Annotated in this window: 20 protein-coding genes; 11 read left to right on the forward strand and 9 right to left on the reverse strand. The window is 70.3% G+C overall.

The features are described 5' to 3' along the window. Positions 1 to 119 precede the first annotated feature (119 nt). The 4 genes from ABZ208_RS15680 (at position 120) to ABZ208_RS15695 (ending at position 2,069) form a co-directional block, all read left to right on the forward strand. Entirely contained in the window at positions 120 to 887 is a 768-nt protein-coding gene (locus ABZ208_RS15680; protein WP_356910020.1) for an SDR family oxidoreductase, read from the forward strand. Next, entirely contained in the window at positions 884 to 1,216 is a 333-nt protein-coding gene (locus tag ABZ208_RS15685; RefSeq protein ID WP_356910021.1) for a hypothetical protein, read from the forward strand. Before ABZ208_RS15680 ends, ABZ208_RS15685 begins: the two co-directional genes overlap by 4 nt. Positions 1,217 to 1,282: 66 nt before the next feature. Next, on the forward strand, positions 1,283 to 1,876 hold the full coding sequence (locus tag ABZ208_RS15690; protein WP_356910022.1) for a TetR/AcrR family transcriptional regulator: 594 nt from the start codon (positions 1,283 to 1,285) through the stop codon (positions 1,874 to 1,876). A 49-nt stretch (positions 1,877 to 1,925) separates the two neighbouring features. Continuing rightward, positions 1,926 to 2,069, forward strand: coding sequence for a hypothetical protein (locus ABZ208_RS15695; protein ID WP_356910023.1), 144 nt, complete (start codon positions 1,926 to 1,928; stop codon positions 2,067 to 2,069). Positions 2,070 to 2,153: 84 nt separating this feature from the next. Here ABZ208_RS15695 and ABZ208_RS15700 read toward each other — a convergent pair whose 3' ends face one another. The 4 genes from ABZ208_RS15700 to ABZ208_RS15715 all read right to left on the reverse strand — a co-directional run bounded on the left by ABZ208_RS15700 (position 2,154) and on the right by ABZ208_RS15715 (position 6,036). Further along, on the reverse strand, positions 2,154 to 3,365 hold the full coding sequence (locus tag ABZ208_RS15700; protein WP_356910024.1) for an acyl-CoA dehydrogenase family protein: 1,212 nt from the start codon (positions 3,363 to 3,365) through the stop codon (positions 2,154 to 2,156). A 7-nt stretch (positions 3,366 to 3,372) separates the two neighbouring features. Continuing rightward, complete coding sequence (locus ABZ208_RS15705) at positions 3,373 to 4,425, reverse strand: phosphotransferase family protein (RefSeq protein ID WP_356910025.1); 1,053 nt, start codon at positions 4,423 to 4,425, stop codon at positions 3,373 to 3,375. Between the two features lie 293 nt (positions 4,426 to 4,718). Next, positions 4,719 to 5,633 carry an MBL fold metallo-hydrolase gene (locus ABZ208_RS15710; protein ID WP_356910026.1) on the reverse strand — a complete coding sequence of 305 codons (915 nt, stop codon included), beginning with the start codon at positions 5,631 to 5,633 and terminating at the stop codon, positions 4,719 to 4,721. A gap of 106 nt (positions 5,634 to 5,739) precedes the next feature. Further along, a complete protein-coding gene (locus tag ABZ208_RS15715; RefSeq protein WP_356910027.1) occupies positions 5,740 to 6,036 on the reverse strand; it encodes a hypothetical protein in 297 nt (98 codons plus the stop codon). Between the two features lie 141 nt (positions 6,037 to 6,177). On the opposite strand from ABZ208_RS15715, the gene ABZ208_RS15720 reads away from it, so the two are divergent. Beyond that, positions 6,178 to 7,080 (forward strand): hypothetical protein, encoded by a 903-nt coding sequence (locus ABZ208_RS15720; protein WP_356910028.1) that lies wholly within the window; start codon positions 6,178 to 6,180, stop codon positions 7,078 to 7,080. A gap of 9 nt (positions 7,081 to 7,089) precedes the next feature. Here ABZ208_RS15720 and ABZ208_RS15725 read toward each other — a convergent pair whose 3' ends face one another. Further along, positions 7,090 to 7,401: a DUF202 domain-containing protein gene (locus tag ABZ208_RS15725; RefSeq protein ID WP_356910029.1), complete on the reverse strand. Its 312-nt coding sequence runs from the start codon at positions 7,399 to 7,401 to the stop codon at positions 7,090 to 7,092. Next, on the reverse strand, positions 7,398 to 7,787 hold the full coding sequence (locus ABZ208_RS15730) for a DUF202 domain-containing protein (RefSeq protein ID WP_356910030.1): 390 nt from the start codon (positions 7,785 to 7,787) through the stop codon (positions 7,398 to 7,400). The genes ABZ208_RS15725 and ABZ208_RS15730 overlap by 4 nt, the downstream gene beginning before the upstream one ends. A 52-nt stretch (positions 7,788 to 7,839) precedes the next feature. On the opposite strand from ABZ208_RS15730, the gene ABZ208_RS15735 reads away from it, so the two are divergent. Together ABZ208_RS15735 and ABZ208_RS15740 are read left to right on the forward strand one after the other, a co-directional pair. Next, complete coding sequence (locus ABZ208_RS15735) at positions 7,840 to 8,220, forward strand: hypothetical protein (RefSeq protein ID WP_356910031.1); 381 nt, start codon at positions 7,840 to 7,842, stop codon at positions 8,218 to 8,220. Beyond that, positions 8,175 to 8,570 (forward strand): hypothetical protein, encoded by a 396-nt coding sequence (locus ABZ208_RS15740; protein WP_356910032.1) that lies wholly within the window; start codon positions 8,175 to 8,177, stop codon positions 8,568 to 8,570. The genes ABZ208_RS15735 and ABZ208_RS15740 overlap by 46 nt, the downstream gene beginning before the upstream one ends. 16 nt (positions 8,571 to 8,586) lie before the next feature. On the opposite strand, the gene ABZ208_RS15745 is transcribed toward ABZ208_RS15740, so the two are convergent. Continuing rightward, positions 8,587 to 9,108, reverse strand: a complete 522-nt coding sequence (locus ABZ208_RS15745; RefSeq protein ID WP_356910062.1) for an NUDIX domain-containing protein — start codon at positions 9,106 to 9,108, stop codon at positions 8,587 to 8,589. Between the two features lie 209 nt (positions 9,109 to 9,317). On the opposite strand from ABZ208_RS15745, the gene ABZ208_RS15750 reads away from it, so the two are divergent. Continuing rightward, a complete protein-coding gene (locus ABZ208_RS15750; RefSeq protein ID WP_356910063.1) occupies positions 9,318 to 9,983 on the forward strand; it encodes a molybdopterin-dependent oxidoreductase in 666 nt (221 codons plus the stop codon). Next, the gene (locus tag ABZ208_RS15755; RefSeq protein ID WP_356910033.1) at positions 9,925 to 10,590 is read left to right on the forward strand and encodes a cytochrome b/b6 domain-containing protein; all 666 of its coding nucleotides are present in this window, start codon (positions 9,925 to 9,927) and stop codon (positions 10,588 to 10,590) included. Before ABZ208_RS15750 ends, ABZ208_RS15755 begins: the two co-directional genes overlap by 59 nt. Before the next feature lie 16 nt (positions 10,591 to 10,606). On the opposite strand, the gene ABZ208_RS15760 is transcribed toward ABZ208_RS15755, so the two are convergent. After that, positions 10,607 to 12,004 (reverse strand): gluconate:H+ symporter, encoded by a 1,398-nt coding sequence (locus tag ABZ208_RS15760; protein WP_356910034.1) that lies wholly within the window; start codon positions 12,002 to 12,004, stop codon positions 10,607 to 10,609. 65 nt (positions 12,005 to 12,069) lie between these two features. Continuing rightward, positions 12,070 to 12,579 (reverse strand): gluconokinase, encoded by a 510-nt coding sequence (locus ABZ208_RS15765; protein ID WP_356910035.1) that lies wholly within the window; start codon positions 12,577 to 12,579, stop codon positions 12,070 to 12,072. A gap of 129 nt (positions 12,580 to 12,708) precedes the next feature. Here ABZ208_RS15765 and ABZ208_RS15770 point away from each other — a divergent pair, with 129 nt between their 5' ends. Beyond that, positions 12,709 to 13,410 (forward strand): FCD domain-containing protein, encoded by a 702-nt coding sequence (locus tag ABZ208_RS15770; RefSeq protein WP_356910036.1) that lies wholly within the window; start codon positions 12,709 to 12,711, stop codon positions 13,408 to 13,410. Between the two features lie 231 nt (positions 13,411 to 13,641). Then, the gene (locus tag ABZ208_RS15775) at positions 13,642 to 15,099 is read left to right on the forward strand and encodes an amino acid permease (protein WP_356910037.1); all 1,458 of its coding nucleotides are present in this window, start codon (positions 13,642 to 13,644) and stop codon (positions 15,097 to 15,099) included. The last annotated feature ends 309 nt before the right edge of the window (positions 15,100 to 15,408 follow it).

Consider the following 15,408-nt stretch of genomic DNA (forward strand, 5'->3'; position numbering starts at 1 on the left):
CCGACGCAGGGGCCTCTTCCCCAGCAACATACCGACTGGTTAGTCTGCTCCTGGACAGGTGCGGACGGACGGCCCGGACGGTCGCCGCCGACGGTCGACGCGCAGGAAGGCGGAACTTGATGAGTACCGTGCAGGGTGCGGGAGTTGTGGTCACGGGCGCCGGCGGTGGCATCGGCGCCGCGCTGGCCCGCAGGTTCGCCGCCGAGGGTGCCCGGGTCGTGGTCAACGACATCGATTCCGGCAGGGCCAAGGAGGTCGCGGACGAGATCGGCGGACACGCCGTGCCCGGCGACGCCTCGCAGATCGTGGACGAGGCGCGCGACGCACTCGACGGCGTCGTCGACATCTACTGCGCCAACGCCGGCCTCGGCTCGCCCGGTGACGTGTTCGCCGACGAGGACGTCTGGGCCTCGGCCTGGGACGTCAACGTGATGGCACACGTACGCGCGAGCCGGGCGCTGCTGCCCGACTGGCTGGAGCGCGGCAGTGGCCGCTTCGTGTCCACCGTGTCCGCCGCCGGCCTGCTCACCATGATCGGCGCCGCCCCGTACAGCGTCACCAAGCACGGCGTGCTGGCCTATGCGGAGTGGCTCTCGCTCACCTACCGCCACCGCGGCATCAAGGTGCACGCGATCTGCCCGCAGGGCGTGCGCACCGACATGCTCGCCGCGACCGGATCGGCCGGCGACCTCGTCCTCCAGCCGACCGCGATCGAACCCGAGGACGTGGCCGAAGCACTCTTCGACGCGATGGCCGCCGACCGCTTCCTGGTGCTGCCGCACCCCGAGGTCGCCGGCTACTACCAGGCGCGCGCCACCGAACCGGACCGCTGGCTGACCAACATGAACCACCTCCAGCAGAAGTGGGAGGAGATGAGGCGCCGGTGAGCTCCGTCCACTCGGTCGCGCGAGCGCCCGCGCACTGCGCCCCCGCCTCCTTCGAGCGGCGGCCTGCCTGCCCCGAGGACATGCTTCTCGCGCACCTGTCCGCGCGCGAGGCGGCCGTCGTCGGTGTCCCGGCCAACTGCTGTGCGCAGACCTTCACGGCGTATGCCGGCACCCGGCCGGTAGCCGTCGTGGAGCCTGCGCGCTCCTGCGCGTACTGTGCCGAGCAGCCGGCCGCCCGTACAAATCCACGGCAAGGGGAGATCCTGCCCGATCTGCCGGAGGCGACGAGTGGGAAGATCCTCGGACGGGAACCGCGTTCGCGGCTGTAAAACTCTTCAACAGGCGCAGAACTTTTCAAGGCACATGAGGAAACGAGCGAAAGGCGGGTGGCGGCAATGGCCAGGACGACGGACGGGGACGGCACCCCCGTCCCGCAGAGGCTGCTGGCCGCCGCCACCCGGCTGTTCGCGGAGCGCGGCTACGACCGTACGTCGGTGCAGGAGATCGTCGAGGCGGCCGGCGTCACCAAAGGCGCTCTGTACCACTACTTCGGCTCCAAGGAGGACCTCCTCCAGGAGGTCTACGCCCGCGTGCTGCGCGTCCAGCAGGAGCGGCTCGACGCCTACGCGGACGCCGACGAGCCCATCGAGGTACGGCTGCGCGCCGCGGCCGCGGACGTCGTCGTGACGACGATCGACAACCTGGACGACGCCGCGATCTTCTTCCGCTCCATGCACCATCTGAGCCCGGAGAAGCACAAGCAGGTGCGCGCCGAGCGCCGTCGCTACCACGAGCGCTTCCGTGCGCTGGTGGAGGAGGGGCAGCAGAGCGGGGTCTTCTCCTCGGCCACCCCCGCCGACCTCGTGGTGGACTACCACTTCGGCTCCGTCCACCACCTGTCGACCTGGTACCGCCCTGACGGCCCGATGACCAAGCAGCAGGTCGCCGACCACCTCGCCGACCTGCTGCTCCGCGCGCTGCGCCCGTAGGCGAAGCCGTCCGTTCGACCAAGGGCGGTACGCGATCCACCATGGAGTCATGGATCGCGTACCGCCCTTGTGGTCTGCGGCCTACGGCTCACGTCGGCCGTCCGTGCGGCTCCTGGCGAGGCTCGTGGTCAGAGCGGGCGAACTGGTCCGCGAGCTCGCACGCGCGGACCACACGCCCTCCGGCGGGTACTAGGCCCTGACCGGCTGTCTTTCCCTGGCGGGCAGGGCTGCCGGTCAGGGCACCAGGACAGTGCGGCCCGGCAGCCGCGCGCCGCGGCTACACGTACTTCTTCAGCTCGCGCCGGGCCAGCGAACGCTGGTGCACCTCGTCCGGGCCGTCGGCCAGCATGAGCGTGCGCGCGCCGGCCCACAGCTCGGCAAGCGGGAAGTCCTGGCTGACACCGCCCGCGCCGTGCACCTGCACCGCCTTGTCGAGGATGCCCACGACCGCACGCGGCGTGGCGATCTTGATGGCCTGGATCTCGGTGTGTGCGCCCCGGTTGCCGACCGTGTCCATCAGCCAGGCGGTCTTGAGCACGAGCAGCCGCAGCTGCTCCACGGTGACGCGGGCATCCGCGATCCAGTTCTGCACCACACCCTGCTGGGCGATCGCCTTGCCGAAGGCCTCCCGGGACACGGCCCGCCGGCACATCAGCTCGATCGCGCGCTCGGCCATGCCGATCAGGCGCATGCAGTGGTGGATACGGCCCGGTCCGAGGCGCGCCTGGGCGATGGCGAAGCCTCCGCCCTCCTCGCCGATCAGGTTCGACGCGGGCACCCGCACATCGGTGAAGACGACCTCGGCGTGGCCGCCGTGGGCATGGTCCTCGTAGCCGTACACCTGCATGGCGCGGCGCACCTCGAGCCCCGGTGTGTCGCGGGGCACGAGGATCATCGACTGCTGGCGTCGCACGTCGGCCTCGGGGTCCGTCTTGCCCATGACGATGAAGATCCGACAGTCCGGGTTCATCGCGCCGGAGATGTACCACTTGCGGCCGTTGATGATGTAGTCGTCGCCGTCGCGCTCGATCCGGGTGCGGATGTTGGTGGCGTCGGACGAGGCGACCTCGGGCTCGGTCATCGCGAACGCCGAACGGATCTCACCCGCGAGCAGCGGCTCCAGCCACTGCTTCTTCTGCTCGTCGGTGCCGAACTGCGCCAGCACCTCCATGTTTCCGGTGTCCGGGGCCGCGCAGTTCAGCGCGGTCGGGGCCAGGTGAGGGCTGCGGCCGGTGATCTCGGCGAGCGGCGCGTACTGGAGGTTCGTCAGTCCGGCGCCGTGCTCGGCGTCGGGGAGGAAGAGGTTCCACAGGCCCTGCCTGCGCGCCTCGGCCTTGAGCTCGTCGAAGATCGCCGGGGTGTCCCACGGCGAGGCGAGCTGTGCGCGCTGCTCGTGCTCGATCGGCTCGGCGGGGTAGACGTACTCGTCCATGAACGCGAGCAGCCTCGCCCGGAGTTCTTCGGTGCGCGCGTCGAATGCGAAGTCCATGAGGAACTCAGCCTTCCTGGAGGGTGGTGAGGCCGTGCTCGATGAAGACGGGGACGAGATCCCCGATCCGGTCGAAGCCGGCGCCGACGGTCTGGCCGAGTGTGTAGCGGTAGTGGATGCCCTCGAGGATCACGGCGAGCTTGAACCAGGCGAAGGCCGTGTACCAGGAGATGGCGGAGGTGTCCCGGCCGGAGCGCTCGGCGTACCGCTCGATCAACTCGGCCGCTGCCGGATGCCCCGCCGCCGTGGCGGTCGTGCTGATCGGGGAGCCGGGCAGGTCGATCGGCCGGCTGTACATCGCCAGCAGGCCGAGGTCGGTCAGTGGATCGCCGAGGGTGGACATCTCCCAGTCGAGTACGGCCTTGATCCGGTCGTCGCCGCCGATCAGGACGTTGTCGAGGCGGTAGTCGCCGTGGATGACGCTGGGCGCGGCGGAGTCGGGCAGCGCGCGCCCGAGCGCGGCGTGCAGTTCGTCGATGCCCCCGAGCTCGCGGTTGCGTGAGGCGTCCAGCTGCTTGCCCCAGCGCCGCAGCTGCCGGTCGAGGAAGCCCTCGGGCCGGCCGAAGTCCGCGAGTCCGACCGACTCGGGGTCGACGGCGTGCAGGTCGACGAGGGTGTCGACGAGAGAGAGCACCGCCTCCCGGGTGCGCTCCGGGCCGAGCGGTGCGAGCTGCTCGGCCGTGCGGTACGGGGTGCCGTCCACGAACTCCATGACGTAGAACGGCGAACCGAGGACCGACTCGTCCTCGCAGAGCAGGACCGGCGTGGGCACCGGCACCGCGGTGCCGTGCAGCGCCGTGATCACCCGGTGCTCGCGCTTCATGTCGTGCGCGGTCGCCAGTACATGGCCGAGCGGCGGGCGGCGTACGACCCAGCGGCCGGCGCCGTCGGTGACGGTGTACGTGAGGTTGGAGCGGCCGCCCTGGATCAACTGTGCGCGGAGCGGTCCGCCCACCAGCCCCGGGCGCTCGCGGTCGAGACAGCTGCGCAGCTTCTCGAGGTCGAGGCCTGGTGGGGGTACCTCCCGCGCCGAAGGCTGCGGGGGAGGGGATGAGCTCATGATGCGCACCTCCGGGGTGGTCATGGGGAACGCGTTCATGATGACCGACCAGTCGGTATGTCGTCCAGTGCGGCGCCCCGACCGATACGTGGATCACACACCGGATGCCGAGGGCGGGGCGCGGAGACCGGCGCCGAAAAGCGGCCCGGGTGGCGCGGAAAGGCGCCCGGACGGCACGGCGGAAAAGCCGACCGGCAATGGGGATCGGGGTTCCGGTGGTGGCGAACGCCCAGGTCGGTGGAGGGCGCGTGCTCATCGGTGGGTGGCCTGACCCGGGCCGGCGCGGCGTGCGGTCAGGCGTGACAGGCCACCGGCACCCCGCCGTTCATTCTCGCCATGTCCGCGAACACCATGGCCGGATCCAGCGGGGAGCCCTCCGGCTGTCCGTCCAGCTCCGCGTACGCCCGGTGCAGGTTCGCCACCAGCCGCTCGCTCTCGCGCAGGGCCGCGAAGGGTCCGAGGTCCGCCTCGGCCGCGGTCTCCAGCGGGGTCCGTCCCTTCGCGCGCCCCTCATCGGCCAGGGCGAGCACGAAGCGCAGATAGCGCTCGGTCGCGTCGTACGCGGACGGATCGGTGAGCGGGCCGTGGCCCGGCACCACCGTCGTGGCGTCGAGCGAGCGCAGCACGTCCAGGGCCCGCAGTGATCCGGCGAGCGAGCCCATGGGGATGAACGGTGTCCCACCCTGGAAGATCAGGTCACCCGTGAAGACCACGCCCTGCTGCGGCAGATGCACCACCGTGTCCCCCGGCGTGTGGGCGACACCGCCGGGGTGGATGAGCCGCACCTCGATCTCCCCGACGTGGACGGTCATCCGGTCGTTGTACGTCAGGGTCGGTGCGGCGATCCGGATGTCGCCGAAGTCGTTCTCGGGCCACATCAGATGCAGTTGGTGTCCGGCCGCGAGCTGCTCGCTGCGGCACGCGTCGTGCCCGATCACCACCGCCTCGGGCAGGAACAGCCCGTTGCCGTACGTGTGATCGCCGTGGTGGTGGGTGTTGACGAGGATGCGGGGGAGTGGGGCGCCGGTCGCGAGGAGCGCCTCGCGCAGGGCCGTGGTCCGGCGCTCGGTGGCCGTCGTGTCGACCAGCAGGGTGGTGCCCCCGTCGCTGACGAAACCCGCGTTGTTCAGGCACCAGCCGCCGTCGGGCTGGACATAGGCATGCACTCCGGGCGCGAGCGGGACGGTGTACGGATCCTTGGCAGGCAACGGGGCTCCCCCGAGTCGATGGCGAACAGTCGCTCAGAGCCTGCCAGTTGGCGCCGACCCGGGGAAGTCGGGCCCGCGGCGGACGCGGTTCGGCGGCCCGCGCCGATCAGTGGTCGTCCCAGTGCCCGTCGTGCTGCGCATGCCGGTGGCCGTCGTGGATGTAGTCGACATGGTCGCCGTGGGCCACGGCCGGGTGCCCGCACCCGGATCCGTGCTCATGGACGTGTCCACTGTGCGAGATGTGCTCGCCCGGCTCGCACTCGTCCCAGTGCCCCGCATGCTCCCGGTGCAGATGCCCGTCGTGCGCGTAGTCGATGTGGTCGCCGTGGGGGAACTTGGTGTGTCCGCACTCCGGGCCGTGGGTGTGCTCGTGCGTGGGGTGCTCGTGGTGAAGGACGGGCATAGTGCTCACCTTTATGTCGGGATTGGAATGTTATGTCACCATCCAGGCTAGTCGCCGGACCCCGCCCGGGCGGGTCACCGGCCCGCCGCGCCTGCGAAAACCAGGTGACCCGCCCTCCCCGCTCCTGCTGGACTGGACCGTGTGACCCCACCTGTTCACCCTGCGCCGCCGCAGCGCTACCGCTGGAGACTCGCGTCGTGCGACGGGATCGCCCCCGACCGGCTGGGCGCGCTCACCGACGGGGCGGGGGACACCCGTCCCCATGACCGGTTCCTCGGCGAGCTCACCGCCTGCACCGCCAAGGTGCTCGCCCGCGCCGAGGGGGCCGATCTCGTCTTCGTCGGCCGCTCGCTCGACTCCATGTACGACCTGCTGACCGGCGCGTTCGAGCACTCGGGGTGGGAGGGCCGGCTGCTCAGGCTGCCCCTGTCCGGCCTTTGCGACGACGGCTGGGGGCCGGCCGAGCGGCACCGCCTCCGTGAGCACCTCGCGGCGGCCGGCCTCGAGCCGTACGCGCTGGCCCGCCGCGCCCGCCCGATCGCCCTGCTCGACGTCGTGCACCAGGGAACGACATTCACCACCGTGCACCGGCAGCTCGCTGCCTGGATCGAGGAGAGCCGCGAGCCCTGGCCGGTGATACGGCGCAAACTGCGCTACATCGGGGTCACCGAACAGGGGACGACCAGCCCCAACCACTGGCGCTGGCAGCAGGACCGGGCACACGACTGGGTGCGCACCCTGCCCGCGGGACACGTCGTCAACGTCTCGCTCGACAGCCGCATGTGGAGCGAACTGGCGGACCGCCAGCCCAAGGTGACGCCCGGCTTCCCGCCGCATCAGTGGTTCGACGTGGAGACCACGACGAAGGCCCGTCACCGGCACCTGGCGCACGCACTCGCCTTCGCGAAGGCGCTCGTGGAAGCAGGCCGCAGCCGTGCCGTGCGTGACGAGCTGATCAGGCTGATGGCCCGCGAGCCCGGCTTCGCAGGGCGTGAGCAGCGCCGTCTCGCACTGGCCCTTCGCGCGGGACCGCGCACACCCTGACCGGGCAGGTCAGGTCACGATCGCGACGGCGAACCCGGCGAGCGCGAGAACGCACGCGACCCCGGCGACCGCCCCTCGCACCGTCATCGCCGCCGGCCGCGCGGCACCCATCGCCGTGACGCGGCGGTGGGCGACCGCGAGGAAGCCCAGCCAGACCAGCAGACTCAGCCCCGAGGCGAGCACCCCCACCGCCGTGGTCTCGTCCTCGATCGCCTGCCTCGCCGCGAGGACCGCCACGACCGTGCAGGACAGGGTGGTCCGCCGCCAGGCCAGCCGGGTCCGCTCCGGCTGCAGCCCCGGGTCACGGTCCGGCTGTGTCACACGCCCTCCCGGACGACGATCACCAGCATGGCGACCGACACGACGGCCACGACCACGGCCAGCAGCGAGGGGAAGCGCGACACGGGCAGATCCTCACCCCGGCGCATCGCCAGCTCGCACCGCACCCAGTGATTGACCGCCCGTACCGCACACATCGCCCCGGTTCCGATCAGGGCGATCGCCAGCCCGGCCCGCACACCCCAGCGCAGATCCGGCAGGAACTGGTCGACCGCGAACCCGCCGCCGATGAGCGCGAGTGCTGTGCGGATCCAGGCCAGAAAGGTGCGCTCGTTGGCGAGCGAGAACCGGTAGTCCGGGGTCTCGCCCTCCTCCCGGATCCGTCCGGGCGCGAACCACAGCCGCAGGCTCTGTACGAAGTCGCTCACGCAGCGCACCCTACCTGCGCCGTTGTCGGTGGGTCCGGCTAGCGTGCGGGGCATGGCGGAGCGTGTGGAGATACCGGAGTACGAGCAGGAGTTCGAGCTTGCCGGCAGTGAGCAGCTGGTCACCGGCCCGGAGTTCTGGTTCCTGCATCTGTACATGTGGCAGGGCGAGCCGAGGGCGACGGCGGAGCACTTCGGCGCGGACACCGCCGATGTCGACGCGCTGTACGAGCGGCTCTTCGACGAGGACGCGCCCTGGCCGGTGTTCCGGGGTGCCCTTCGGCGGCGGGCACGCGGCCGTCGTCGCGTACCGCAACTTCCCCGAGGACAACGGCATCGACTACTTCGTCCACCATCCGCAGTGGGGGTCGGCTCGGTCACCTGGGCCAGATGGACGGCCGTGACACGGGACCCGGGCTGTCCTGGCAGGAGCTGATCACCGTCGCGGACGACGTCCAGGTCGGCATGCCCGGACTCACCGACCCCGCCGAGCGCTTCCTGCTGCTCCTGCCCATGCTCGGAGACATGGACATGCCTGCCGACGCGTCCGGGATCGTCGCGGAGCGCCTGACGCGATGCGGTGTACCCGGGGCACAGGCGCTGGACATCGCGGGCCGCGTCCTCGACAACCCCTTCTGGGACGCGCCCCGTTGGGAGGTGTGTGACAGCAGCCCCGTGCCGGTCTGTACCGGCTCCTCCAGCCCGCGCTTCATGATGCCCCTCGCCCAGGGCATCACGGCCGAGCAGACCCAGTCGCTCGCCGACGCCCTGACCGGCCGCGCCTGACCTGTGTGCCCGGACGTCAGCCGGCGGCGCGGAACGCCGTGAGCCTCCGGTACGCCTCCAGCCCGTCCGGCACCCACTCCCACTCGCCGAGCCGCCGCTCCAGCTCGTGCGGGGACAGGAAGCCGTGCCAGGCGACCTCCTCCGCCTGCGGGTTCACCGGGAGGTCGCATCGGACCTCGTAGACGTACGACCACCAGGTCCGCGCCGGGTCGCCCCCGCCGTCGTACAGGAAGGTGAACAGCGGTACGGGGCACGGCAGTCCGCTCACGCCGAGCTCCTCCTCCGCCTCACGCAGGGCGGCCTCGTCGTTACCCTCGCCCGCGCCGACGACCCCGCCCACGAACATGTCGTACAGCGAGGGGAACACCAGCTTCGTCGGTGTACGGCGGTGCACGAACACCCGCCCCTCCGCGTCCCTGGCCTGGACGAACACACACCGGTGGCGCAGCCCGCGCGCATACACCTCGGCGCGCGGCGCCTGCCCGATGACGCGGTCGGACTCGTCGACGACGTCCAGGATCTCCTCGGCCGGATTCATGGCAGCCATCCAAGCACCTGCGGTTGGTGCGACACCGATCCGCCAGGACCGGCGGACACCGCACCGCGCCCCGCCGCGGAGTGTGACGGAAGTCTGACGTACCGCCGATCGCTCTGGCTTCTGCCGTCGTCGAGTGTTCGAATCGAGGGGTGACCACATCTGACCGTGATGCCGAGGGCTCGCCCGTGGGGCGTCGCCTGGTCCTCGGCATGCTGGGCCTCGGCGCGGCCGGTGTCGCAGCGGCGCCGTATCTGCAGCGCGGGATGGAGTCCTTCCTCGGTGCGGCGGCCGACAAGGACCCGACGGGCCTGACGGGCCTGCTCCCCAACGGCGGAGGCTTCCGCTACTACTCCGTCGCCGCATCGGTACCGCCGAAGAACGAGCGCAACTACCGTCTCACTCTCGACGGGCTGGTCGAGCGGCCCACCTCGTACACGCTGGACGCCCTGCGCGCGCTGCCGCAGACCCGGGTGGTGCGCGACGTCCAGTGCGTCACGGGCTGGCGGGTGCCCGACACGCCGTTCGAAGGCGTGCGCCTGTCGGCGCTGCTGGACGCTGCCGGGATACGGCCCGAGGCCCGGGCCATCCGGTTCACCTGCTTCGACGGCACGTACAGCGAGAGCCTCACCCTCTCCCAGGCCCGCCGCTCCGACGTCCTGGTCTGCCTGCGGATGCAGGACAAGCCGCTCAGCCACGCGCACGGCGGCCCGGTACGTCTCTACGTGGCACCCATGTACTTCTACAAGTCGGCGAAATGGCTCTCCGGGATCTCACTCACCTCGAAGGTCGACCCCGGGTACTGGGAGGAGCGAGGCTATGACGTCGACGCCTGGGTCGGCCGGTCGAACGGCCGCGACGACGCACCCACCGTCTGACGAGCCCGCGCGGGTAGCGAGATTCAGCCGCGCCGAGCGCTGGGTGCACCGCACCACCGCCGCGCTGATGCTGCTGTGCGTGGCGACCGCTGCGGCGCTGTACGTACCCCAGATCGCCGAACTCGTCGGCCGCCGCCACCTCGTGGTGACCCTGCACGAGTGGTCGGGGATCCTGCTCCCGGTGCCCTTCCTGTGCGGGCTCGCCTCGCCTGCCTTCCGCAAGGACCTGCGCCGGCTCAACCGGTTCGGCCCGCACGACCGGACCTGGCTGCGGGCGGTCCGGCGGCGCGACCGGTCACCCGAAGCACGCCCGGCCGGGAAGTTCAACGCCGGGCAGAAGATCTACGCCGCCTGGATCGCCGGCGCCGTCCTGGTCATGATCGGCACCGGGCTGCTGATGTGGTTCACGCACCTGGCCCCGCTGGTGTGGCGTACGGGCGCGACCTTCGTCCATGACTGGCTGGCGCTCACCATGGGGATCGTGCTCTTCGGGCACATCGCGATGGCGCTCGCCGACCCGGAGTCCCGCCGTGGCATGCGGACGGGGTCGGTCGAGCGCCCTTGGGCCCGTACGGAACACCCGCTGTGGGACCCCGACGACGACTGACGCGCCTGGCGGAGCGTTACAACACCAGGGACAGCAGCAGGACGAAGACGATGCCGACGACCGAGATGATGGTCTCCATCACCGACCAGGTCTTGACCGTCTGACCGACGCTCAGCCCGAAGTACTCCTTCACCAGCCAGAAGCCGGCGTCGTTGACATGGCTGAAGAAGAGCGAACCGGCGCCGATCGCCAGCACCAGCAGCGCGGACTCGGCCGTCGACATGTCGGCGGCGAGCGGGGCGACCAGACCGGCCGCGGAGATCGTCGCGACCGTCGCCGAGCCGGTGGCCAGCCGGATCGCCACCGCGATCAGCCAGGCCAGCAGCAGCGTCGGGATCGCCCAGTTCTTGGAGAGGTCCAGGATCATCTGGCCGACGCCGATGTCGATCAGCGTCGTCTTGAAGCCGCCGCCCGCGCCGACGATCAGCAGCACGCCCGCGATCGGGACCAGCGACTTCTCGACGGTCGTCGAGATGAGCTCCTTGGTGAACCCGGCGGCGCGGCCGAGGGTGAACATGCCGACGATCACGGCGGCGAGCAGCGCGATGAGGGGCGAGCCGACCACGTCGGCGACCCGCTGCACGCCGTTCTCCGGGTTGTCGACGACGATGTCGACGAGCGCCTTGCCCATCATCAGGACGACCGGCAGCAGCACGGTGGAGACGGTGGCGGCGAAGCTCGGGCGCTTCTCAAGGTCCTCGGAAGCGCGCTGCGGGATCATGCCGTCCGGCGCCTGGATGTCCACCCAGCGGGCGGCGTACTTGGAGAACAGCGGACCGGCGATGATCACCGTCGGTATCGCGACGACCAGGCCGAGTGCCAGCGTGACGCCCAGGTTGGCGCCGATGGCGTCGATCGCGACCAGCGGGCCGGGGTGCGGCGGGACGAGACCGTGCATCACGGACAGACCCGCGAGCGCAGGGATGCCGATGCGCATGAGCGAGTAGTTGCCGCGCTTGGCGACCATCAGCACGACGGGGATCAGCAGGACGATGCCGACCTCGAAGAACAGCGGCAGACCGATGATCGAGGCGATCAGCACCATCGCCCACGGCATGGAACGCCGGCTCGCCTTGGCGAGGATCGTGTCGACGATCTCGTCGGCGCCGCCGGAGTCGGCGAGCAGCTTGCCGAGGATCGCGCCCAGGGCGATCAGCACACCCACACCGGCGACGGTGGTGCCGAGACCGGTGCTGAAGGACACGATCGTCTTGTCCAGCGGGGCTCCGGCGAACGCGCCGAGTGCCAGCGACCCGATCGTCAGCGCCAAGAACGCGTGCAGCTTGAACTTGGTGATGAGCAGGACGATGACAGCGATGCCCGCGAGGACGGCGATGCCCAGCTGTGCGTCGCCCGCCGAGGTGATCGGCTCGACGGCGTCCGCTGCCAGCATCTCGACGCTGAGACTGGTCACGGTGATTCCTTGTGGTGGGGAGGGGGAGAAGGGTGGGGGACGGGGTGCCGGCCGGGCCGGCGGCGTTACGTGTCGAGCAGGCGCAGCGCGGCGACGGCCCGCTCGGTGATCTCTTCGGGAGTGCCGGACACATCGACACCGACTGCGGCCTCGTCGGCCGCCGGCGGCTGCAGCGTGGCGAACTGCGAGTCCAGCAGCGCGGCGGGCATGAAGTGGCCCTTGCGCTCCGACATCCGCTTCTCGATGAGTGCGCGGTCGCCGGTGAGGTGGAGGAACACGGCACCTGGTGCGGCCGCCCGCAGCCGGTCGCGGTAGCTGCGCTTGAGGGCGGAGCTGGAGACCACGCCGCCCAGCCCTTCCCGCGCGTGCGCCCACCGGCCGATCGCATCGAGCCAGGGCCACCGGTCCGCGTCGTCGAGGGGAGTGCCGGCGGACATCTTGGCGATGTTCGCCGGGGGATGGAAATCGTCGCCCTCGGCGTAGGGGACGCCCAGTGCAGCGGCGAGCAGAGGGCCGATCGTGGTCTTGCCGGTCCCTGCGACGCCCATCACCACTACGACGTGGGGGGTGTTCATTGCCTGCCTCGCTGTCCTCGACATCGGTGTCGTCGCGCCAAGGAAACCTATTAGGTACGACTTATTCAAGAGGTTGAGATCTAAACGTCATACTTTTTGTTGCTCACTCGTGGCCCGTAGGCTGTGTCCATGACCACAGAAGGCCGAGGGCTCCACACGCACGTGCTCGACACCCTCGGCCTCGCGATCACCGCGGGCGAACACCCCCAGGGCAGCGTTCTGCGCACCGACGAAGTGGCCCAGCGCTTCGATGTCTCGCGCACCGTCGTCCGCGAGGTCGTACGGGTCCTGGAGTCCATGCATCTGGTGGAATCCCGGCGGCGCGTCGGCGTCACCGTGCGCCCCACCGAGGAGTGGAACGTCTACGACCCGCGCGTCATCCGCTGGCGCCTCGCCGGCGCCGACCGCCCCCGCCAGCTGCGTTCACTGACGGTGCTGCGCTCCGCGGTCGAACCGGTCGCCGCGGGCCTGGCCGCCCGTCATGCCACCCCCGAGCAGTGCGCCGAGCTGACCGCGTGCGCCCTCGGCATGGTCGCCACCTCCCGCGGCCACCAGCTGGAGGGCTATCTGGAACACGACATCGCCTTCCACCGCATCGTGCTCAATGCCTCCGGGAACGAGATGTTCGCCCGGCTCGGCGATGTGGTCGCCGAGGTCCTCGCGGGCCGCACCCGTCACCGTGTGATGTTCGACGACCCCGACCCGGCGGCCGTCACCCTCCATGTGCAGGTCGCCGAAGCCGTTCGCGAAGGCGATGCCGACCGGGCGGAGAGGCTGACCCGGGAGATCGCCGTGGGGGCCCTCCAGGAGCTGGACGTACTCGCTCCCTGAGGCCGGCGCCTGCCGTATGCAACCTTGCTTAACCTTGTCGAAACCTCTGGAATACCTCAGATATGTGTCTGAGTGAGGTTGGCCACTGCCAAAATCCCAGGGTTGCCCTGACCATTGCCTCGGGCGTTCTGCGCTCCGAGGCCGAGCCGTGGTGACCCCCTTCTCACCACGGGAAGGCCCCCGGCGTTCGGCCGGGTACCGCACACCCCCTCACGAAGGCGAACAACCTCAATGAGTGACCGCACCCTGGCTGCGGCCGATACGCCTGTCGCCACCGCGACGGGCACCCCCCACGTAGACGCCGGTGACGCCGGGTACCGCAAGGACCTCAAGTCGCGGCACATCAACATGATCGCCATCGGCGGTGCCATCGGTACCGGCCTGTTCCTCGGAGCCGGTGGCCGCATGGCCAACGCCGGCCCCTCCCTCTTCATCGCGTACGCGCTCTGCGGCGTCTTCGCCTTCTTCGTCGTGCGTGCGCTCGGCGAGCTCGTCCTCTACCGGCCCTCCTCCGGCGCCTTCGTCTCCTACGCCCGTGAGTTCATGGGCGAGAAGGGCGCCTACACCGCCGGCTGGCTGTACTTCCTCAACTGGTCGACGACCGCGATCGCGGACATCACGGCGGCCGCGACCTACGCGCACTTCTGGGCCATGTTCAGCGACATCCCGCAGTGGGTGCTCGCCCTCATCGCCCTCGCGGTGGTCCTGACCGCCAACCTCATCTCGGTGAAGTACTTCGGCGAGATGGAGTTCTGGTTCGCGATCATCAAGGTCGCCGCGCTGGTGATCTTCATGCTCATCGGTATCTACCTCGTCGTCACCCAGCACGAGATCGGCGGCCACACCCCGGGCCTCGCCACCATCGGCGACAACGGCGGCATCTTCCCGGCCGGCGTCATGCCCATGCTCCTGCTGATCCAGGGTGTCGTCTTCGCCTACGCCTCCGTCGAGCTGTGCGGCGTCGCCGCCGGTGAGACCGAGAACCCCGAGAAGATCATGCCGAAGGCGATCAACTCGATCATGTGGCGCGTCGGCCTCTTCTACGTCGGCTCGGTCGTGCTGCTCGCGCTGCTCCTGCCGTACACCGCCTACTCCGGCGACCAGAGCCCCTTCGTCACCGTCTTCGACAAGCTCGGCATCCCGGGCGCGGCCGGCGTGATGAACCTCGTGGTGCTCACCGCCGCCCTGTCCAGCCTGAACTCCGGCCTGTACTCGACCGGCCGCATCCTGCGCTCCATGTCGATGTCCGGCTCCGCTCCCAGGTTCACCGGCGTGATGAACAAGGGCGGCGTGCCCTACGGCGGCATCCTGCTCACGGCAGCGTTCGGCATCGTCGGCGTCGTCCTGAACAAGGTCATGCCGGGCGACGCCTTCGAGCTGGTGCTGAACTTCGCCTCCATCGGCATCATCGGCACCTGGGGCATGATCATGGTCTGCTCGCTGCTGTTCTGGCACCGTTCCAAGGACGGCCGGGTCACCCGTCCGGGCTACCAGCTGCCCTGGGCCCCGTACACCCAGATCACCACGCTGGTCTTCCTCGCCTCGGTCCTGGTCCTGATGTGGATGGACGGCGGCATCAGCCGTACCACCGTGAACTGCCTGCCGGTGATCGCAGCCGCGCTGGTCGGCGGCTGGTGCCTGGTCCGAGGCCGCGTCCGCAGGATGGCCGCGCAGAGCACGTCCCTCTGACGCCCCGGACTGCGCGCACCACGGCGAGGCCCCCGCGGAACATCCGCGGGGGCCTTCCCGTATCCGCGGGAGGGGTTCACCGGACCGTCCCGGCCGTGCACCCCCGACGCGGGAACCCGCCCCCACATTCCCGGACCGCGCACAACGGGCGCGCCGCCCGGCCTTGGCGCGAAAGCGGGCGACCATGGTGCCCACAACCGTTCGGGGCAAGCCGCTGAGCAGCAGTCCTGGCAACAGGATTCCCTCCCGCGCAGTGCTGAGGAACGGTCATAGTGAAGGGTCGACGTCCGTTGCGAGGAAGGCAGGTTC

This window comes from Streptomyces sp. NPDC006208, from assembly GCF_040613775.1.
Taxonomy (GTDB): Bacteria; Actinomycetota; Actinomycetes; order Streptomycetales; family Streptomycetaceae; genus Streptomyces.